The 18363-nt window shown below is 62.7% G+C and carries 22 protein-coding genes; 16 read left to right on the top strand and 6 right to left on the bottom strand.

Annotated elements, in window-relative coordinates; all coding sequences use genetic code 11:
* The 6 genes from NKI73_RS31970 to NKI73_RS31945 form a co-directional block, all read right to left on the bottom strand.
* The coding region (locus NKI73_RS31970) for a helix-turn-helix domain-containing protein (protein WP_352635862.1) at nt 1–299 on the bottom strand (299 nt) is incomplete at its 3' end.
* Nucleotides 300–422: 123 nt separating this feature from the next.
* Entirely contained in the window at nt 423–1070 is a 648-nt protein-coding gene (locus NKI73_RS31965) for a dihydrofolate reductase family protein (protein ID WP_352635860.1), read from the bottom strand.
* Between the two features lie 159 nt (nt 1071–1229).
* Nucleotides 1230–1535, bottom strand: coding sequence for a HepT-like ribonuclease domain-containing protein (locus NKI73_RS31960; RefSeq protein ID WP_352635858.1), 306 nt, complete (start codon nt 1533–1535; stop codon nt 1230–1232).
* The gene (locus tag NKI73_RS31955; protein ID WP_352635856.1) at nt 1535–1831 is read right to left on the bottom strand and encodes a nucleotidyltransferase family protein; all 297 of its coding nucleotides are present in this window, start codon (nt 1829–1831) and stop codon (nt 1535–1537) included. Before NKI73_RS31955 ends, NKI73_RS31960 begins: the two co-directional genes overlap by 1 nt.
* 47 nt (nt 1832–1878) lie before the next feature.
* A complete protein-coding gene (gene hemB / locus NKI73_RS31950; RefSeq protein ID WP_352635854.1) occupies nt 1879–2910 on the bottom strand; it encodes a porphobilinogen synthase in 1032 nt (343 codons plus the stop codon).
* An 87-nt stretch (nt 2911–2997) separates the two neighbouring features.
* Nucleotides 2998–3828: a DUF8605 domain-containing protein gene (locus tag NKI73_RS31945; protein ID WP_352635852.1), complete on the bottom strand. Its 831-nt coding sequence runs from the start codon at nt 3826–3828 to the stop codon at nt 2998–3000.
* Between the two features lie 198 nt (nt 3829–4026).
* Here NKI73_RS31945 and NKI73_RS31940 point away from each other — a divergent pair, with 198 nt between their 5' ends.
* From NKI73_RS31940 to osmF, 16 genes are all read left to right on the top strand, one after another.
* Nucleotides 4027–5070: an enoyl-CoA hydratase/isomerase family protein gene (locus NKI73_RS31940; RefSeq protein ID WP_352635850.1), complete on the top strand. Its 1044-nt coding sequence runs from the start codon at nt 4027–4029 to the stop codon at nt 5068–5070.
* The gene (locus tag NKI73_RS31935; RefSeq protein ID WP_352635848.1) at nt 5067–5489 is read left to right on the top strand and encodes a DUF6163 family protein; all 423 of its coding nucleotides are present in this window, start codon (nt 5067–5069) and stop codon (nt 5487–5489) included. Before NKI73_RS31940 ends, NKI73_RS31935 begins: the two co-directional genes overlap by 4 nt.
* A 238-nt stretch (nt 5490–5727) precedes the next feature.
* On the top strand, nt 5728–6243 hold the full coding sequence (ldtR, locus tag NKI73_RS31930) for a transcriptional regulator LdtR (RefSeq protein ID WP_008875359.1): 516 nt from the start codon (nt 5728–5730) through the stop codon (nt 6241–6243).
* A gap of 356 nt (nt 6244–6599) precedes the next feature.
* Entirely contained in the window at nt 6600–7853 is a 1254-nt protein-coding gene (locus tag NKI73_RS31925; protein ID WP_352635846.1) for a L,D-transpeptidase family protein, read from the top strand.
* A gap of 144 nt (nt 7854–7997) precedes the next feature.
* Entirely contained in the window at nt 7998–9641 is a 1644-nt protein-coding gene (locus NKI73_RS31920) for a Na+/H+ antiporter (RefSeq protein ID WP_352635845.1), read from the top strand.
* Nucleotides 9642–9767: 126 nt separating this feature from the next.
* The gene (gene glyA, locus NKI73_RS31915; protein ID WP_352635843.1) at nt 9768–11081 is read left to right on the top strand and encodes a serine hydroxymethyltransferase; all 1314 of its coding nucleotides are present in this window, start codon (nt 9768–9770) and stop codon (nt 11079–11081) included.
* Between the two features lie 81 nt (nt 11082–11162).
* Nucleotides 11163–11753 carry a hypothetical protein gene (locus NKI73_RS31910; protein WP_352635864.1) on the top strand — a complete coding sequence of 197 codons (591 nt, stop codon included), beginning with the start codon at nt 11163–11165 and terminating at the stop codon, nt 11751–11753.
* Nucleotides 11754–11800: 47 nt separating this feature from the next.
* Complete coding sequence (locus tag NKI73_RS31905; protein WP_352635841.1) at nt 11801–12130, top strand: GlpM family protein; 330 nt, start codon at nt 11801–11803, stop codon at nt 12128–12130.
* Nucleotides 12131–12226: 96 nt separating this feature from the next.
* Nucleotides 12227–12706, top strand: a complete 480-nt coding sequence (nrdR, locus tag NKI73_RS31900) for a transcriptional regulator NrdR (RefSeq protein WP_352635839.1) — start codon at nt 12227–12229, stop codon at nt 12704–12706.
* Nucleotides 12707–12708: 2 nt separating this feature from the next.
* Entirely contained in the window at nt 12709–13824 is a 1116-nt protein-coding gene (gene ribD, locus NKI73_RS31895) for a bifunctional diaminohydroxyphosphoribosylaminopyrimidine deaminase/5-amino-6-(5-phosphoribosylamino)uracil reductase RibD (protein WP_352635837.1), read from the top strand.
* Between the two features lie 11 nt (nt 13825–13835).
* A complete protein-coding gene (locus NKI73_RS31890; protein WP_352635835.1) occupies nt 13836–14453 on the top strand; it encodes a riboflavin synthase in 618 nt (205 codons plus the stop codon).
* Nucleotides 14453–14656 (top strand): type II toxin -antitoxin system TacA 1-like antitoxin, encoded by a 204-nt coding sequence (locus tag NKI73_RS31885; protein ID WP_352635834.1) that lies wholly within the window; start codon nt 14453–14455, stop codon nt 14654–14656. Before NKI73_RS31890 ends, NKI73_RS31885 begins: the two co-directional genes overlap by 1 nt.
* Nucleotides 14657–14763: 107 nt before the next feature.
* Nucleotides 14764–15258: a 6,7-dimethyl-8-ribityllumazine synthase gene (gene ribH / locus NKI73_RS31880; protein WP_352635832.1), complete on the top strand. Its 495-nt coding sequence runs from the start codon at nt 14764–14766 to the stop codon at nt 15256–15258.
* Nucleotides 15255–15755, top strand: coding sequence for a transcription antitermination factor NusB (gene nusB / locus NKI73_RS31875; RefSeq protein ID WP_023798402.1), 501 nt, complete (start codon nt 15255–15257; stop codon nt 15753–15755). The genes ribH and nusB overlap by 4 nt, the downstream gene beginning before the upstream one ends.
* Nucleotides 15752–16969 (top strand): MFS transporter, encoded by a 1218-nt coding sequence (locus NKI73_RS31870; RefSeq protein WP_352635829.1) that lies wholly within the window; start codon nt 15752–15754, stop codon nt 16967–16969. Before nusB ends, NKI73_RS31870 begins: the two co-directional genes overlap by 4 nt.
* 180 nt (nt 16970–17149) lie before the next feature.
* Nucleotides 17150–18061 carry a glycine betaine ABC transporter substrate-binding protein OsmF gene (gene osmF, locus NKI73_RS31865; RefSeq protein WP_352635828.1) on the top strand — a complete coding sequence of 304 codons (912 nt, stop codon included), beginning with the start codon at nt 17150–17152 and terminating at the stop codon, nt 18059–18061.
* Nucleotides 18062–18363: the final 302 nt, after the last annotated feature.

The raw sequence follows: 18363 nt of genomic DNA, 5'->3' as shown, positions 1-18363 counted from the left end.
TCCGCACGCTTGAGCCTGGCCATGATTTTCTTAGGCCCCCACAGCGGATGCGCCTCTTTCATAGCCACGATCCGCTCCACCACATCCGCGGCCGTCGCTCGGCCGTGATTGAGCGGCGCACGCGGCAGATCATGCAGGCCCACCGGTCCAAGCTCCCGGTAGCGTTCAAGCCATTTGTAGCCGGTCTTGCGAGAGATATCGAAGGCCGCACACAACTGCGTCATCGTCTCCTCGCCAGAAAGGCATTCCACAACAAACCGAAGCCGCTCATCCATGAGTACAGTCTCTCGCCAAACCATCGCCGGTCCTCCCGGCGAGGGAGAAAACTGTCACCCATCTAATCAGTCCATTCTGTTACCTATCTATCCGGTTCGGACACCGGACATTTCTCCCCGTATAGTGACGGGGAGAAAGAGCTGTAACTACTTCCGCTTGATGGTGACGTGCGTGGCGAGCGGCGTCGCAACCTGCTCGCTGCAGACATAGCCGAGCTTGACCATGTCCAGGCCGCCAAAAAGGTTCTCGCCCGTACCGAGCAGCACCGGCGCGATCGCCAGATGCATCTCGTCGATCAGCTTCTCCTGGAGGTATTGCCGGATGGTGGACACGCCGCCGCCCACCCGCACGTCCTTGCCATCAGCCGCTGCTTTTGCCTGTTCAAGCGCCGAATGGATGCCGTCGGTGACGAAATAGAAGGTCGTGCCGCCCTCCATGACGATCGGTTCGCGCTTGTGATGGGTCAACACGAAAACCGGTACATGATAGGGCGGGTTGTCGCCCCACCAGCCCTTCCAGCTGTCATCGGGCCATTCGCCGCGGATCGGCCCGAACATGTTGCGGCCGAGGATCCAGGCGCCGACATTTTCGAAACTGCGCGCCGCGAACGCCTCGTTGATATCGGTGGTGCCGCCATCTTGTCCGAGCACCATCTCACGGAAAGTGCGGGTGTCGACAAACCACTTGTGCAAGGATTCCCCACCGACGCCGAGCGGATTTTGCAGATCCTGATCGGGACCGGCGCCATAGCCGTCGAGCGACAGGGTGAAAGCGTTGACGCGAAGTTTGGGCATGCGAGCCTCCTCGATAACCAGTTGTGTTTTGCAATCAGTTTCTTGTAGCAAAGTGATTGCGAATTGCAAGCGGTATTTCTAGGGCGACGATCGGACTGTCGGCTCTGAAGACAAGCCAGCGGCTTCGCTGGCGAGAACCGGTCGTTGCTGCCGCGCTAGTTACATGAGCGGAGAAGAAGCATACGTTCGACAGCAAGACGTAGTGGCGGCAGGCTGTCGGTCACCACAGCCCATGTTACCTATCCCACGAACTTGTTTCCATGGAATCTCGGGGGCAAAGGCTGCCAAATCCTCCGGAATGTGCCGGGCAGCTTCGGAAATGATTTCGATCCCGCGCTCGGTGCCATGTCGAAGCAGCCAGCCGCTATTGAAGTCATCGAGAGTCTTGCCTGCGGTGGCAGCAGCGATGCCGTCCAAGGCTTCTATGATTTCGGCTAGAATCGGTTCGATCCGGCGCACTGCCATCAGAATATTCGCACGGCAGATCGTTCGATATCGGCCTTCAACATGGGATTGAGGCTGTCGCGGGTGGTGATATCGATCCCTGCTGACATCTTCTCTTCAAGAAATTGCTTGATGCCGACCAGATCGATCAGCGAAAAGCGCCTTGCAGGACCATAATCGATGAAGAGGTCGAGATCGCTGTCAGGCCCTGCGTCGCCCCGCAAAGTCGATCCGAAGAGATAAAGCGAAGTCGCGCCCATGCCTTTGATGGCATCTGCATTTCTCTGCAACCGCTCTATGACCTCATTCCTGCTCATGAATTCATTCTAGCGGATTGCGTTAAAATTCCAAACGACCTAGCGGCCTATCCCTTCAGCAGCTCCGCCACTTCGGGCGCGAAATAGGTCAAAATGCCGTCGCAGCCGGCGCGCTTGAAGGCGAGCAGGCTTTCCAGCATCGCCTTATCGCCATCGATCCAGCCATTGGCGCCCGCCGCCTTGATCATCGAATATTCGCCGGACACCTGGTAGGCGAAGGTCGGCATCTGGAATTCGTCCTTCAGCCGCCGGATGATGTCGAGATAGGGCAGGCCGGGCTTGACCATCAGCATGTCGGCGCCTTCCGCGATGTCCTGTTCGGCCTCGCGCACCGCTTCGTCGGAATTGGCGTGGTCGATATAGTAGGTCTTCTTGTCGCCCTTGAGCAGGCCGGCGGTGCCCACCGCCTCGCGATAGGGGCCGTAGAAGGCCGACGCGAATTTGGTCGCGTAGGACATGATCGCCACGTCCTGAAAACCGTTGGCGTCGAGCGCGTCGCGGATGGCGCCGATGCGGCCGTCCATCATGTCGGACGGCGCAATGATGTCGGCGCCAGCCGCCGCCTGGATGACGGCCGCGGCGGTCACCTGTTCCACGGTCTCGTCGTTGACGATGATGCCATCGCGCAGGATGCCGTCATGACCATGGCTGGTGAACGGGTCGAGCGCGGCGTCGGTGATGATGCCGATCTCCGGCACCGCGTCCTTGATCGCACGGGTGGCGCGGTTGATGACATTGTCGGGGTCGAGAATGTGCGAGCCGGTCTGGTCGCGCAGCGAGATGTCGACATTGGGGAAGGTGGCAAGTGCGGGAATGCCGAGTTTTGCCGCGCGCTCGGCCTCCTTGACGGCGAGATCGATCGACAGGCGGAAGACCCCCGGCATGGCGGCGATCGGCTCGCGCACTTGTCTGCCGTCGACGACGAAGATCGGCCAGATCAAATCGTCGACCGAGAGCCTGTTCTCCTGCACGAGACGGCGCGACCAGTCTGCCTTGCGCATGCGGCGCAAGCGGCGGCTGCCGGTGATGTCGTCGACGCTGCGTGCGCCGGCTGGCTTTGCGGGAGTGAATTTGTTCATCGCCAAAACTCTCGTTCGGCGGCTTTTTACCACGAGCCCCCGCCGCTGACCAATGCGACACGTTTGTGCCAGCGATCCGGCCGGGGCCTACTTCGGTTGGCCATTGCCCGATAGGATCTGCGCCGCGCCCTTGATAGCAACGCGGAAAGCCTCGTCGAAATTGACGCCACGCACCTGCCAGCGATAGGTCTTGTCACCCGCCTTGAGCTGCCAATGGGCGATCCAGCCCAGTTCCTTGTCGCTCCACTCGAGGCTGCCGGCCAAAGCTTGGTGGCTGCCAATACTTGTTGCAACGCTGCCCAGCAGTTCGGGTGAAATGGCACGCACCTCCTCGAAAATGAGTCCGGCCTTGGCGAGCGTGGCCTTGTCGGGGACGACAATCGATATGGCCATGGGGCCGGCAGCCGATTGAAAAGACTCAACCATGTCCGGTTTTTCGTCTCCATCACCGGCAAGGACGAAGTGTCGGCGTGAGTCGTCCACTGCCAAGATGATCGACAGCGTTGGCCGCTCGGTCAGCCAGGGCCTGCTGCCGAGCGAAGCCAGTACCGGGTCGATGTCAGCCGGCCTGTACTGGCAATAAAGATTGTGAGGCCGATCGTACGTGCCCTGGTCGTCATGGTTGGGGATGCCTTCCATGCGGTCGCGATAGCTGAAGCCGGCGACGAGGCTGCCGGCCTTGTCGCGCAGTGCCGCCATCTCCGGTTTTGCCGGCAGGCGCTGATCGCCGGAAACCCGGACCAGAACCGCGTCGAGACAGCGCTTGAAGCCGGACTGGCGGTTTTTCTCGTACTTGCCGTTGACGATGGTCTGGGATCTGTAGAGGTCTTCCAAAGTCGTTGCCACGGCAGGGTCAGCAGCCAGGCAGATGCCGATCAGCCCAATTGCCACCAGCGCAAGGCGCGAGAATCGGGTCATAGGCAATCGTCCCGTTCGAAGACCCACCAGAGCCGTGCTGCAATGAACTCTATCGAGTTTTCCTGCATTGCAGCTCGATTTTTAGCACTGGTTCCTGGTCCGGGCCAGAGCTTGCACTGGTGTGCTCGCCATTGACGCACCCATGCGCCACGCTTTAGCACTTCAATCCCGGCGGCGCGGGGGAGGGATTCTTTCACGATGGATTTTGGCGGAGGCGACGAGATCCGCTTCGAACATCTGGGCCGGGCCGGCGTCGTCACCTTGACGCGGCCGCAGGCGCTCAATGCCTTGACGCACCGCATGATCGGGGCGCTCGACGCTGCTCTTTCCGCCTGGGAGGCCAACCACGGCGTCGATGTCATCGTCGTCAAGGCCGAGGGCAGGGCCTTTTCGGCCGGCGGCGACATTCTGCATGTCTATGAGACCGGCCGGGCGGGGAAGCCGCCGGTCGAGTTCTTCGCCGACGAATACCGGCTCAACGCCCGCATCAACAGCTCTAGGAAACCCTATGTCGCCCTGATCGACGGCATCGTCATGGGCGGTGGCGTCGGCATTTCCTTCCACGGCTCGCACCGGGTGATGACCGAAAATGCCCAGTTCGCCATGCCGGAGGTCGGCATCGGCTTTTTCCCGGATGTCGGCGCCAGCCACCTGCTACCCCATCTCGGCGGCTCGTTCGGCATGTATCTGGCGCTGACCGGCAATCGCATCCGCTATGGCGATGCGCTGTGGTCAGGCCTGGCCACCCACACCATCAAGGCCGAGGACCAGGGCGGCTTCCTCGACCGGCTGACACTGACCGGCGATCCGGAATCGGTGCTGCGCGGCTTCTTCGTTCAGGCAAGGCGAGAGACCGACAGGCCGACGCTGGAGGCGATATCCAGCCATTTTTCACAACCGTCCCTGAAACGCGTCATCGACAGCCTGGAGCGCGCGGCGGACGCCGACGAGTTCGCGGCAAAGACGCTGGCGACGATCCGGACCCGTTCGCCGACCAGCCTGCGCGTCGCCTGGCGCCAGATCAGCGCCGGGCTGACACTGTCTATGGACGCTTGCATGAAGATGGAGTTCCGCGTCCTCAACCGGATGCTTCTCGGCCATGATTTCTACGAAGGCATCCGCGCCGCCATCATCGACAAGGGCTCAAAACCGCAATGGCGTCCGGCGAGCCTCGATGCGGTCAGCGAGGCGGATGTCGACGCTTACTTCGCTCCGCTTGGGGAACGGGAGCTCTTGATATGAGCGAGGTGACCTCGAGACGCGTCGTGCTGCAGCCCTCCGGGGTGGAGGTGATCTTCGCTTGGTTCCAGCGCGTCATATCAGGCTACTGCCTGCTGTTCGGCATTCTCTACTGGATCAAGCTGATCGGCTTTTATCCGGGCTCGCTGTGGCGTTTCGACCTAATGCCCGTGCACTGGCAGGTTGCGGCGGTGGTGCTCGCCGTGTTCTTTCCCTTCGCCGCTGCCGGCCTGTGGATGCTGGCGTCCTGGGGGCCGGTGATCTGGTTCATCTGCGCGGTGACCGAGACCGTGATGTATGCCGGCTTTCCCGAGCTTTTCGGCCACCGAATGCTCATCGTCATCTCGCATGCGGCGGTGGCGGTGCTCTACATCGTCTTCCGCGTCGTCATCTACCTGCAGAAGCGCCCGGTCCGCCACTAAGCCATTGAGGATATTGGCGACCTGGCGGCGGCTTGATTTCGGCCCTGCAATCGTTGCCGAAATCTTTAGGTTAATTATCCTTGCTCGGGTGACCGTTCGTTAAGCCTCTTTCGAAACCTGTTACCGGTAAGCTCTTGTTAGCCCTAGCGTTTAAGTCGAATTTTATGAGTATTCGATAGTGTCGCGATCAAGGTGAAAAACAAAAAATCACCAGGGCGACAAACGAGAGGCAAAGACAATGATCAATTCGCGTCCGGCGGCGAAGACCGCCAACGTATCCGACGATCGCCGCGAGGCTATCCGTTCCCTGTACATGGAATCGCTGCAGCTTGTTGAGCGGCTGCACCGCCGCCTGCTTGATGTCATCAAGGACGAATTCGACCGTAATGGCCGTTCCGACATCAATGCCATCCAGGCGCTGCTGCTGTTCAACATCGGCAATTCCGAGCTGACCGCCGGCGAGCTGCGCTCGCGTGGCTACTATCTCGGCTCGAACGTCTCCTACAATCTGAAGAAGCTGGTCGATCTCGGCTTCATCAACCACCAGCGCTCGCGCATCGACCGCCGTTCGGTCCGCGTCTCGCTGACGCCGAAGGGCAACGAGGTGGCGGAGGTCGTCGCCGGCCTTTACGAGCGTCATGTCGGCTCGATCGAGCAGGTCGGCGGCATCAACACCGACGAGTTCAAGCAGATGAACCGCGCCCTGCAGCGGCTCGACCGCTTCTGGAACGACACCATCGCCTACCGGATGTAAGACATCCGCCGCATCAGATCCGGCCAGCGCCACAGAAGCGCGGCCGCACTATCGACCTTCAGTCAGGGCCGGTGCCGAAAAGCATCGGTCCGTTTCTTTTCGGAATGCCTGCCGGTCGGATTTGAGAGCAAGGCCACGTTGCCGCCATATTCCAATGGAACCGAGAGTGGCAGTGATGCTGTGGTGAAGACCCTGCGTTCACCGGCAACCCGTATCGCGCCTCGTGCGTCGTCACACCAAGATGATACGGACCATGGTTGGCTAATTGTTAAGATTGCCAATTTTAGAGTGCGGGCGAGATCGCCCGGTGATCAACGCAGCAAGTGATCGAACTGCTACAAATGTCTGGAACGTCCATGAAAACCAGCCGCCGCTTTTTCCTTTCCGGTGCCTCCGCGCTTGCAGCCGCTGTTGTCGCCGGCGGCGCCAATGCGCAGGATGTGATCGGTGATATCCTGAAATCGTCGGCGCGCGGCAATTGGGATGACCAGTTCGACGCCCGCGCCAGCGAAGGCGGCAAGGTGGCATCGACGCTGCCGATCTTCAGTCCGCAGACCGTCGCCTTCACGGAACAGGCGGTGTCGCAATATCAGAACATCGCCGGGCAGGGCGGCTGGGTAGAGGTTCCCGCGACCAAGAAACTGCAGCTCGGCGTCGATGATCCCGATGTCGTGCCGTTGCGCAAGCGGTTGATGGTCTCCGGCGACCTGTCACAGAGCGCCGGCGTTTCGACGGCTTTCGATTCCTATGTTGACTCGGCGGTCAAGCGCTTCCAGTTGCGTCACGGCCTGCCGGCTGACGGCGCGATGGGCAAATACACCTACGCGGCGATGAATATCTCGGCGCAGATCCGGCTTGGCCAGTTGCAGACCAATCTGCAGAGGCTGCGCGAGAAGGCCGGCACGCTGGGCAGCCGCTACGTGCTCGTCGACATTCCGGCGGCGCAGATCGAAGCGGTCGAAAACGACCGCGTCGTGCTTCGCCATACCGCCATCGTCGGCAAGATCGATCGCCAGACGCCGATCGTTAATTCCAAGATCAACGAGATCATCGTCAATCCGTACTGGAACGCGCCGGTCTCGATCGTACGCAAGGACATCATTCCGCTGATGCGGAAGAATCCCGATTATCTGAAGGACAGCCATATCCGCCTGTTCGCGCCGGATGGCAGCGAAGTGGATCCGCTCAATGTCGACTGGTCGACCGACGACGCCGCCAAGTATCGCTTCCGCCAGGATCCGGGCGCGGGCAATGCGATGGCGTCGGTCAAGATCAATTTCCCGAGCCCCGACGGGGTCTACATGCATGACACCCCGCAGCAGAGCCTGTTCGGCAAGATGATGCGCTTTGATTCCTCGGGCTGCGTGCGCGTGCAGAATGTGCGCGACCTCGTCACCTGGATCCTGCGCGACACACCGGGCTGGGACCGTCAGCATTTCGAGGCGGCGATCAAGACCGGCGAAAACACGCCGATCCAGATTACCAACCCGGTGCCGGTCCACTTCCTCTATCTCTCGGCCTGGTCGACGGCCCCAGGCGTCGTACAGTTCCGCGACGACGTCTACGCGCTCGACGGTGCCAATGAGCTTCAGATCACGTCATCGCTTTAAGCAACTGATCTTTTTATAGAAAAGGCCGCCGTTCAGGGCGGCCTTTTTCGTTGCTCGGGTGCGGCTGCGTTTTTCGCGGGGAGGCGCGGCTGGACGGATCGGCCGGCTTTGCGCATGGTCGGCGGGAAAGTCTGGAACCGGACCATGGAAGTTGCCGTCTTCATTCTGGTTGCGCTCGCCTTCGTCGCGCTTTCCGGCGCGTTGGTGCGCCTGGTTCGGGTGCCGTTGCCGGTGCTGCAGATTGCGATCGGTGCCGCACTCGCCTGGCCGGTGCGCGGCATCCATGTCGAGATCGATCCGGAACTGTTCCTGCTGGTGTTCATTCCGCCGCTGCTGTTCGGCGATGCCTATGGCGCGCCGAAGCGTGAATTGATGGCGCTGCGCGGACCTATCCTGGATCTTGCCATCGGGCTGGTGTTCTTCACCATCGTCGGCTTCGGCTACGCCTTGCACTGGCTGGTGCCGAGCATCCCGCGGGTCGTTGCTTTCGCGCTCGCCGCGGTGCTGTCGCCGACCGATGCGGTGGCCGTGTCTTCGATCGTCGACAAGAATGTCGTTCCGGCGCGGCTTATGCACATTCTGGAAGGCGAGTCGCTGCTCAATGATGCGTCGGGCCTCGTCATGTTCCGCTTTGCCGTGGCAGCAGTGCTAACCGGCAGCTTTTCCTTTGCCGCGGCATCACTGAGTTTCCTCTATGCCGTGGCTGTCGGCATCCTGATCGGCGTGGCGGCGTTGTTCGTCGCCGCCAAGCTGCTGCAATTGCTCAACCGCATCGGCGGCGTGCCGGCCGAGGCGCAGGTGCTGGTGATGATCCTGCTGCCCTTCATCGCTTATCTCGGCGCCGAGCACGTCGGAGCGTCCGGCATCCTGGCGGCAGTCACGGCCGGCCTGCTCACCGGTGGCTCTGGCGTGTTCCGCTTCCTTGGCGTCTCGGCGCGCATGCAGACGATGTCGCTGTGGACGACGCTTTCCTTCGTTTTCAACGGCGCTCTCTTCATCGTGCTCGGGCTGCAGCTTCCCGACATCATCCGCCACGTGCCGCCGGAACTCATGAGCCTGCATCCGATCATCCAGCCGATCGCGACAGTCATCGCGCTGACGCTGTGCCTGATCGTCTTGCGCTTCCTGTGGATCTGGGTCGGCGACATCGCGGCCGGCATCGCGGCGCGCCTGGGCAAGCGCAAGGTGGAGCCGTTCGGGATGCGCGTGCGGCTCGCCGGTTCGGTGGCCGGCGTGCGCGGCGCGATCACGCTGGCCGGCATCCTGTCACTGCCGCTCGCCCTGCCGGACGGCTCGCCGTTTCCGGCGCGCGATCTGGTCATCTTCCTCGCCGCCGGCGTCATCATCTGCTCGCTGGTCTTCGCCAGTCTCGCTCTGCCGACGATCGCCAGGGGGCTGGTCGAACCGGGCGAGGATGCCGGTGCCGCCGAGGAACGCCTGGCGCGTGTCGGCGCCGCCAAGGCGGCAATCGCGCGCATCGAGAGCATTGCGGCGGCGGAGGATGAGGGCGGCGAGGTGCCTGGTGCCAGGCTTGCCGCCGCCGAGAACATCGTCGCAGGGTACCGGCGGCGCATCGCCGCCTCCGATGAAGCCGATGAGGCCCGCGCCGAGGCTCGCGAATCCGGAAGGCTGGAGCTGGAACTGCGGCTCGCCGGCATCGAGGCCGAGCGCGCAGCCGTGCGCGACATGTTTCGCAGCGGCGAGATCAACGACCATACGTCGCAAGCGTTGTTTACCGAGATCACGCTCACCGAGGCCTTGCTGAAAGGCCGCAAGGCGCGGAAATAGCCTCCTGTTGCCTCGCTGGCGCAAACCGGCCAGCAAATTTCGCGCCGCAAACATGGCGGGGCGAAAACAACTGTGTTAATGGCCCGGCGAACCTTCGCAGCCCCCGAACCCCGAGGATTTCAGGCCATGGCAACAGCAGCGGCAGTGTCGAACAAATTCGAATCTTTCTTCGAAACCACGCTGGCCGATGCCGATCCGGAGATTTTCGGCGCCATCCGCAACGAACTCGGTCGCCAGCGCCACGAGATCGAGCTGATCGCCTCGGAAAACATTGTTTCCCGAGCGGTGCTTGAGGCGCAGGGCTCGATCATGACCAACAAATATGCCGAGGGCTATCCGGGCAAGCGCTATTATGGTGGCTGCCAGTTCGTCGACGTGGCCGAGGAACTGGCGATCGAGCGGGCCAAGAAGCTGTTCGGCTGCAACTTCGCCAACGTCCAGCCGAATTCCGGCAGTCAGATGAACCAGGCCGTCTTCCTGGCGCTCTTGCAGCCCGGTGACACTTTCATGGGCCTCGACCTCAATTCGGGCGGCCATCTGACCCACGGTTCGCCCGTCAACATGAGCGGCAAATGGTTCAAGGTCGTGTCCTATGGCGTGCGCAAGGACGACCATCTGCTCGACATGGACGCCATCGAGAAGACTGCCCACGAGACCAAGCCGAAGCTGATCCTGGCTGGCGGCACTGCCTATTCGCGCGTCTGGGACTGGAAGCGTTTTCGCGAGATCGCCGATGCGGTCGGCGCCTATCTGATGGTCGACATGGCGCACATCGCAGGCCTGGTCGCCGGCGGCGTGCATCCGTCGCCGCTGCCGCACGCCCATGTCGTGACGACCACGACGCACAAGTCGCTGCGCGGCCCGCGCGGCGGCATGATCCTGTGCAATGACGAGGACATCGCCAAGAAGATGAACTCGGCGGTGTTCCCCGGCCTGCAGGGCGGCCCGCTGATGCATGTCATCGCCGCCAAGGCGGTCGCCTTCGGCGAAGCGCTCAAGCCGAGCTTCAAGGTCTATGCCGAGAGCGTCGCCGCCAACGCCAAGGCGCTCGCCTCCAGTCTCAAGGAGACCGGTCTCGATATCGTCTCCGGCGGCACCGACAACCATCTGATGCTGGTCGACCTCCGGCCCAAGAATGCCACCGGCAAGCGCGCCGAGGCGGCACTCGGCCGTGCCAACATCACCTGCAACAAGAACGGCATTCCGTTCGACCCGGAAAAGCCTTTCGTCACCTCGGGCGTGCGTCTCGGCACCCCGGCCGGCACCACGCGCGGCTTCGGCCAGGCTGAGTTCCGCGAGATCGGCAAGCTGATTGCCGAAGTGCTGGATGGTCTCAAGGTCGCCAATTCCGACGAGGGCAATGCGGCTGTCGAGGCGGCGGTCAAGGCCAAGGTCGTGGCGCTGACCGATCGTTTCCCGCTCTATCCCTATCTCGGTTGACCTGACGCGAGGCGTCATCTCTTATCGGCCAGCGGCGCGCCCGCCCATGGTTGGGTGGCGCGCCGAACAGGAGATCTGATGATGTGCAATTTCCGCCTCGCCACCCTTGGGGTCCATGGTTGGCTGGTCGCTTTCCTGACAATGCCCGGCAGTGCCTTCGCGCAGACCCAGCCCGCTCCAAACATACCTGCTACCGGCACCTTCGGCAGATGGGCCACCATCGTCGACGTCCTGGACACGGGCCAGGATGCGCGCAAGACCTGCGTCGCCTCGACCGCTTTCGTCGACAGCGGCGGCTATCCGGGTACGTTGACGCTTTCGATCTCGAATGGCGATGCTTTGCCGCCGGATGCTTACCCGGCGGTGACGATCGCCATCGGCAACAAGGATCTTCCGACCGGCAAGAAGATCGCGGCAAAATTCGGCGACGCCGCCGGTCAGGTTGCCGCAACCGTCTATTCCGACGATTCCGTCGCCGGCCGTCTCGCCTGGATGGTCGAGAACAAGCCCAAGACCAGCCTGGCGTTACTGCGCACAATGCGCCGTGCGACCACACTCGACGTGGTCTTCGGCAAACAGCCGGTCGCGACCATCTCGATGGACGGTTTCTCCAAGGCCTACCGCAGCCTTGGCGTCTCCTGCGGCTTCGCGACAGCCGACGTCGCACCTTGAAGCTGCTGTCTGGCAGGCATTGCGCAGGCATCAGAGGGAAGCATCGAATGGATATCGTCTGGAAAGGCGTGGTCGGCGGATTGATGACGGCGCTGATCGTCTGGGCGTCCAAGCGTGGAAACGTCTTGCCGGGGATCCTGCCGCTGGCGCCGACCTTTGCCGTCATCGCGTTGCTCGCCGTAGGCGCCAGGGGCGAACCGGGCGGCTTTCGCGATGCCTGCCTCGCCGGCGTCAAGACCATTCCTGCCTATCTCGCTTTCCTTGGCGCCTGCTGGCTGTTCATCGATCGTGTCGACTACCGGCTGGCTGTCGCCGGCGGCATCGCCATCTGGCTGGTTGCTGCGCTGGCAATCTTCCTCGCGCCTCGCTATCTCTGATGCGGCAGGCCGTCGAAGAGACGGAACTGCTTCAATCCGGACCGGAAAGGCTCTAAGCCTTTCGCTTCACCAGATTCGCCAACCAAAGGCTTCTCCATGCGCTGTCCCTATTGCCAGTCAGAAGATACGCAGGTGAAGGATTCTCGCCCCGCCGAGGATGGCGCGGCGATCCGCCGACGGCGCGTCTGCCCCGATTGCGGCGGCCGCTTCACCACCTTCGAGCGCGTGCAGTTGCGCGACTTGGTGGTGGTCAAGAAATCGGGCCGCAAAGTGCCGTTCGACCGCGACAAGCTGCTGCGCTCGGTGGAGATCGCCGTGCGCAAGCGCAATGTCGATCCCGAGCGCATCGACCGCGCGGTGACCGGCATCGTGCGCCAGCTCGAAAGCTCCGGCGAGACGGAAGTTGCTTCGGGGGAAGTCGGCCGGCTGGTCATGGAAGCGCTGAAGTCGCTCGACGATGTCGCCTACGTCCGCTTCGCCTCGGTCTATCGCAATTTTCGCGAGGCCAAGGATTTCCACGAATTGCTGGGCGAACTCAAGGGAGACGAAGTCAAGGGCGAAGAGGACGTCAGCTGAGCATGACTGCAAGCGAACAGGCCGCCCTTGATCGCCGCTTCATGGCGGCGGCACTCAGACTGTCGCGAAAAAATGCCGGGCGCACCGCGACCAACCCGTCTGTCGGCACGCTGATCGTACGCGATGACGGCAATGGCCCGATGATCGTCGGCACCGGCGTCACCGCTGTCGGCGGCCGCCCGCATGCCGAGACCGAGGCCCTGGCCGAGGCCGGCGAGCTCGCGCGCGGTGCTACCGCTTACGTCACCCTCGAGCCCTGCGCCCACCATGGCCGCACGCCGCCTTGCGCCAATGCGCTGGTCAATGCCGGTGTCGCGCGCGTCGTCGGCGCCGCCAGCGATCCTGATCCGCGGGTGTCCGGCAAGGGCTACGCAATCCTGCGTGCCGCCGGTGTCGAGGTGGTCGAGAAGGTATTGGCGGCGGAAGCCGCCGAGCAGATGGCCGGTTATCTGATTCGATCGTTGAGAAAACGCCCCGAAGTGATTCTCAAGCTTGCGCTTTCCAGCGACGGCAAGATCGGCAGGGAAGGCGAGGGGCAGGTGTCGATCACCGGCGATATCGCGCGTCGCGAAGTCTATCTGATGCGGGCCGAGGCGGACGGCATACTGGTCGGTATCGGTACAGCCCTTGAGGATGATCCGGCCCTGACGGTGCGCTTGCCGGGGCTGGAGAACCGCTCGCCGGTGCGCATCGTGCTCGACCGCCAGATCAGGTTGCCGGAGGCCTCGAAACTGGTGTCGGGCGTGGACCGGGTACCGCTCTATGTCGCCGCTTGCCTGGAGGCCGATCCGCTGCGGCGGGCAGCACTCGAACGCGCAGGCGTGCGCTTCATCGGCACTGAAACACATGAGGGCGGCATCGCTCTGCCGGAACTGCTCGAGGATCTGGCCGCGCTCGGCATGGCAAGCGTGCTGGTCGAGGGCGGCGCCAAGGTGGCGAGCGCGTTCCTCGCCGATGGGCTGGTCGACCGCATCGTCTTGTTCCAGGGGCCGGAAGCGATCGGCGATGACGGCATTGCATCGCCGATCGACGCTGACCATATCCCGGCAGGTTTTCGCAAGTTGCGTGAGATGCGTTTCGGCGAGGACAGCTACGCCGAGTGGATAAGAGACCTTTAGGATCAACACCGATGTTTACCGGAATTGTCACCGATGTCGGCACTGTCGCTTCCGTCAAGCCGCTGAGGGAAGGGGTGGGGTTGCGTATAGACACCGCCTATGACCCTGAGACTATCGCCATCGGCGCCTCGATCTCCTGCGGCGGCGTCTGCCTGACGGTCACAGGCTTGCCCGACAGCGGCTCGAACGCGCGCTGGTTCGAGGTCGAGGCCTGGGAAGAGGCGCTCAGGCTGACGACGGCGATGGGTTGGAAATCGGGTACGCGGATCAATCTGGAACGGGCGCTGAAGATCGGCGACGAACTCGGTGGCCACATCGTTTCGGGCCATGTCGACGGTATGGCCGAGATCATCGAGCGCAAGGATGAGGGCGACGCTGTGCGCTTCACGCTGGAGGCGCCTCGCGACCTGGCGAAGTTCATTGCGCCCAAGGGCTCGGTCGCGCTCGACGGCACCTCGCTCACCGTCAACAAGGTGGAAGGCACGCGCTTCGACGTGCTTTTGATCCACCATTCGCTGACCGTGACCACCTGGGGCGAGCGCAAGGTCGGTGACCGGGTAAACCTCGAGATCGACACCATGGCACGCTACGCGGCGCGGCTGGTGGAAGCAGCGAAAGAGGGGCTTTGATGACTAAGGACAGAGTGAATTCCCCGCCGGACGAAAAGCTGATGCGTGAGGCGCAGGCCGACATGAACGCCGAGGAGCACGAGTGGCTCGATCTGTCTCCCAACGACAGCAGATTCTTCATTGAGGCCTTGATCAATCCGCGATCGGCGAACGATCGACTGCGCGATACGGTGCGTCGCTACCGTGAGCCTACAGGCGTCTGAGCACTGGAAACCCGATAGGTTCTGCGGACCTTCGGCGTCGCGGGCAATCTTCTGCTTGCGATCAATCCGGCTTCGGCCTAAGTCACCGGCGATCCCCGGAGACTTTTATGGCTGGCACATCCCAACACGGCAAAGCGTTTATCCGTCCGAAGAAGAAGGCACGCGTTCTGATCATCGAGGCGCGCTTCCACGACGGCCTTGCCGACGCGCTGCTCGATGGCGCGACGAGCGCGCTCGATGAAGCGGGCGCGACTTACGACGTCGTCACCGTTCCAGGTTCGCTCGAGATTCCCGCGGTGATTACCTTCGCGCTGGACGGCGCGACGGAAGGCGGCACGAATTATGACGGCTTTGTTGCGCTCGGCTCCATCATTCGCGGCGACACCTATCATTTCGACATTGTCGCCAATGAATCCAGCCGCGCGCTCATGGACCTGAGCGTGCAGGACTCGGTCTGCATCGGCAACGGCATCCTCACCACCGAGAACGACGCACAGGCGTGGACGCGGGCCAAGCGCTCGGAGGGCGACAAGGGTGGTTTCGCGGCGCGTGCGGCGCTGACCATGATCGCCCTCAAAGAACAATTGGGAGCGCGATCGTGAGCGAACCCGCTTCGCCCGGCCAGCCCGCAGTGCGCCACGCCAACAAGCGCGGTGCTGCCCGGCTGGCCGCCGTACAGGCGCTCTACCAGATGGATGTGGCCGGTAGCGGCGTCTTCGAGATCACCGCCGAATACGAGGCGTTTCGCCTTGGCAAGGAAGTCGACGGTGCGCTCTACCGCGAGGCCGATGCGCAATGGTTTCGCGCCATCCTGGCGGGTGTCGTCGAGAACCAGAAGACCATCGATCCCATCATCCGCCAGGCGCTGACCGAGGACTGGCCGCTGTCACGGCTCGATTCGACGCTGCGCGCCATCCTGCGCGCCGGCGTCTACGAGCTGATGAAGCGCGAGGATGTTCCCGTCGCCGTCATCGTCTCCGAATATGTCGACATCGCCAAGGCCTTCTACGAGGAAGACGAGCCGAAGCTGGTCAATGCCGTGCTCGACCGTGTGTCACGCCGGGTGCGTGGCGAGGGGCGCGGCAAGGACGCATCATGACGGCAATTGCCGTTGAGGCAGGCAATGAGGCGCGTCGCACCGCTTTGATCCTCGCCGCCTCGCAGGCGATCATCGGCTCGGCGGCCCCCATCGCCATCTCCATGGGGGCGCTGGCCGGGCAATATCTGCTTGGCCCCGACAAATCATTGGCGACGGCGCCGATCACCGGCTTCAACATTGGCGTGGCACTCGGCGCGCTGCCCGCAGCGGCCATCGTCCGCGGCATGGGCCAGCGCGGCGGCTTCATGACCGGCACGATCGTCACGGCGCTTGGCGGCCTCGTCGCCACGCTTGCGCTTTATCGGGGCAGCTTCTGGCTGTTTGCTTTTGGCTTGCTCACGATCGGTGTCGGTGGTGCCTTCGTCCAGCAGTTCCGCTTCGCCGCCGCCGACAATGCGCCGCCGGAATTCAAGGCGCGCGCCATCTCCTTCGTGCTGGCCGGCGGCATCGTCACCGCCATTCTCGGACCGCAAATCGTCATCTTCACCCGCGAATTGTTGGCGCCTGTAATGTTTGCCGGTTCGTTCATCTCCATCCTGCCGCTGGCCGCGGTCGGCGCCATCATCCTGTCGTTCCTGCGGCTGCCGGCGAAAGCATCCGGCAAGGTGGAGATCACCGACAGCGACGCCAGGCCATTGGCCGAAATCGTCACGCAGCCGCGTTTCGTCGCCGCGCTTTTCTGCGCGGTCGGCAGCTACGCGCTGATGAGCTTCGTCATGACCGGCGCACCGCTGGCCATGGTCGGCTGCGGACTGTCGGAGACCGATGCGACGCTCGGCATCTCCTGGCACGTCATGGCGATGTTCGCGCCGAGTTTCTTCACCGGCTCGCTAATCCATCGCTTCGGTGCCGAGCGCATCGTGGCGACCGGCCTGATCCTGCTCATCGGCTGCGCCATTGTCGCTCTGTCGGGCCTGGCGCTGTGGCAGTTCTGGACGTCGCTGATCCTGCTCGGCCTTGGCTGGAATTTCGGCTTCATCGGCGCCACGGCGATGGTGGCCGCAACCTACCGGTCGTCGGAAAAGGGCAAGGTGCAAGGCTTCCACGACTTCGTCCTGTTCGGCTCCGTCGCCTGCGCCTCGCTGATGTCGGGCATGGTCTACAACGCCTGGGGCTGGGAGATGCTGAACTGGATGATCTTTCCGGTCACCGTTCTGTGCTTCGTGGCACTCGGCACGCTCAAGCTGACAGGCTTGCGCAGAGCCAGCGCTTGACCGCAAATTGCCGAGCGACCTGACACGATGCTGTCAGGATGACTTCGGTCTAAGGCCCGGCTTCCGAACAAAATTATTGCGCTGATCTCCATTCTTATGAAACCGTATGCCCCGACGAAGCGTTTGAGCCATGCTCATATGCGGCCACCGCATTTCGGTTCATAGCAAGGGGTTTTCACGATGTTTTCAGTCAAGGTTCTGGCCGGCGCGGCGTTGGCGCTCGGCGTAACAGTGGCTTCCGCCAGTGCCCAGGTGGTTGTCTCTTCGAAGATCGACACCGAGGGCGGCGTGCTGGGCAACATCATCCAGCTGGTTCTCAACGCCAATAACATCAAGACCACGGATCGCATCCAACTCGGCGGCACGCCTGTAGTGCGCAAGGCGATCACCGCCGGTGAGATCGATATCTATCCCGAATACACCGGCAACGCCGCCTTCTTCTTCGAGAAGGCCGACGACCCAGTCTGGAAAGATGCCGCCAAAGCTTATGAGACGGCCAAGAAGCTCGACTACGACGCCAACAAGATCGTCTGGCTGTCGCCGTCGCCCGCCAACAACACCTGGGCGATCGCGTTGCGCAAGGAGGTTGCCGAGACCAACAAGCTCGCCACGCTTTCCGACTTCGGCAAATATGTCGCGGGTGGCGGCCAGGTGGTGCTGGCGGCGTCCGCCGAGTTCGTCAATTCGGCGGCAGCACTTCCGGCGTTCCAGACCACCTATGGCTTCACATTGAAGCCGGACCAGTTGATCACCCTCTCGGGCGGCGACACCGCAGCGACCATCGCCGCCGCCGCCAACCAGACCAATGGCGCCAACGCGGCCATGGTGTACGGCACCGATGGCGGCATCGCGCCGTCCGGGCTTGTCGTGCTCGACGATGACAAGGGCGTACAGCCGGTCTACCAGCCGGCGCCGATCATCCGAGAAGCGGTGTTGAAGGAACATCCCGAGATCGAGACGCTGCTGAAGCCTGTCTTCGCCAAGCTCGACCTCGTCAAGTTGCAGGAGCTGAACGGCCGCGTGCAGGTCGGCGGCGAGCCGGTCAAGGGCGTCGCCGAGGACTTCCTGAAGAAGAACGGGTTTTTGAAGTAGTCCAGCGCCTAGCTCATAGTGACACCGGTGCAAGGCACCTCCCTCTGGAAGCTGCTGATCTCCCCCCTTGCGGGGGAGATGGCCGGCAGGACAGAGGGGGGTGCTGTCCCGCCGACCTCTCGACCCGTCAAAGGTGAGTGCCTCGACAGGGTTGCTTCTGAACAGGCCGACACTCGAAAGTTGGCGATCCTTCACACCCCCCTCTGGCCTGCCGGCCATCTCCCCCGCCAGGGGGGAGATCGGATGTCGCGTCGGTTTTCGCCAATCGCTCTTCAAGAGGGGCAGTCATGAACCCGCGCTTC

The organism is Mesorhizobium sp. M0496 (assembly GCF_040321205.1).
GTDB lineage: Bacteria > Pseudomonadota > Alphaproteobacteria > Rhizobiales > Rhizobiaceae > Mesorhizobium.
Note: the sequence above shows the minus strand (reverse complement) of the source record. Positions and strands in the feature narration are given on the sequence as shown.

Bases quoted from the DNA above. Each gene is read 5' to 3' on its own strand.
- ldtR (WP_008875359.1), top strand. From the start codon at position 5,728: ATGATCAATTCGCGTCCGGCGGCGAAGACCGCCAACGTATCCGACGAT.
- NKI73_RS31965 (WP_352635860.1), bottom strand. From the start codon at position 1,070: ATGCCCAAACTTCGCGTCAACGCTTTCACCCTGTCGCTCGACGGCTAT.
- NKI73_RS31885 (WP_352635834.1), top strand. From the start codon at position 14,453: ATGACTAAGGACAGAGTGAATTCCCCGCCGGACGAAAAGCTGATGCGT.
- NKI73_RS31945 (WP_352635852.1), bottom strand. From the start codon at position 3,828: ATGACCCGATTCTCGCGCCTTGCGCTGGTGGCAATTGGGCTGATCGGC.
- NKI73_RS31925 (WP_352635846.1), top strand. From the start codon at position 6,600: ATGAAAACCAGCCGCCGCTTTTTCCTTTCCGGTGCCTCCGCGCTTGCA.
- nrdR (WP_352635839.1), top strand. From the start codon at position 12,227: ATGCGCTGTCCCTATTGCCAGTCAGAAGATACGCAGGTGAAGGATTCT.
- NKI73_RS31955 (WP_352635856.1), bottom strand. From the start codon at position 1,831: ATGAGCAGGAATGAGGTCATAGAGCGGTTGCAGAGAAATGCAGATGCC.
- NKI73_RS31870 (WP_352635829.1), top strand. From the start codon at position 15,752: ATGACGGCAATTGCCGTTGAGGCAGGCAATGAGGCGCGTCGCACCGCT.
- NKI73_RS31940 (WP_352635850.1), top strand. From the start codon at position 4,027: ATGGATTTTGGCGGAGGCGACGAGATCCGCTTCGAACATCTGGGCCGG.
- NKI73_RS31960 (WP_352635858.1), bottom strand. From the start codon at position 1,535: ATGGCAGTGCGCCGGATCGAACCGATTCTAGCCGAAATCATAGAAGCC.
- NKI73_RS31920 (WP_352635845.1), top strand. From the start codon at position 7,998: ATGGAAGTTGCCGTCTTCATTCTGGTTGCGCTCGCCTTCGTCGCGCTT.
- NKI73_RS31905 (WP_352635841.1), top strand. From the start codon at position 11,801: ATGGATATCGTCTGGAAAGGCGTGGTCGGCGGATTGATGACGGCGCTG.
- osmF (WP_352635828.1), top strand. From the start codon at position 17,150: ATGTTTTCAGTCAAGGTTCTGGCCGGCGCGGCGTTGGCGCTCGGCGTA.
- glyA (WP_352635843.1), top strand. From the start codon at position 9,768: ATGGCAACAGCAGCGGCAGTGTCGAACAAATTCGAATCTTTCTTCGAA.
- hemB (WP_352635854.1), bottom strand. From the start codon at position 2,910: ATGAACAAATTCACTCCCGCAAAGCCAGCCGGCGCACGCAGCGTCGAC.
- NKI73_RS31890 (WP_352635835.1), top strand. From the start codon at position 13,836: ATGTTTACCGGAATTGTCACCGATGTCGGCACTGTCGCTTCCGTCAAG.
- ribH (WP_352635832.1), top strand. From the start codon at position 14,764: ATGGCTGGCACATCCCAACACGGCAAAGCGTTTATCCGTCCGAAGAAG.
- NKI73_RS31935 (WP_352635848.1), top strand. From the start codon at position 5,067: ATGAGCGAGGTGACCTCGAGACGCGTCGTGCTGCAGCCCTCCGGGGTG.
- ribD (WP_352635837.1), top strand. From the start codon at position 12,709: ATGACTGCAAGCGAACAGGCCGCCCTTGATCGCCGCTTCATGGCGGCG.
- NKI73_RS31910 (WP_352635864.1), top strand. From the start codon at position 11,163: ATGTGCAATTTCCGCCTCGCCACCCTTGGGGTCCATGGTTGGCTGGTC.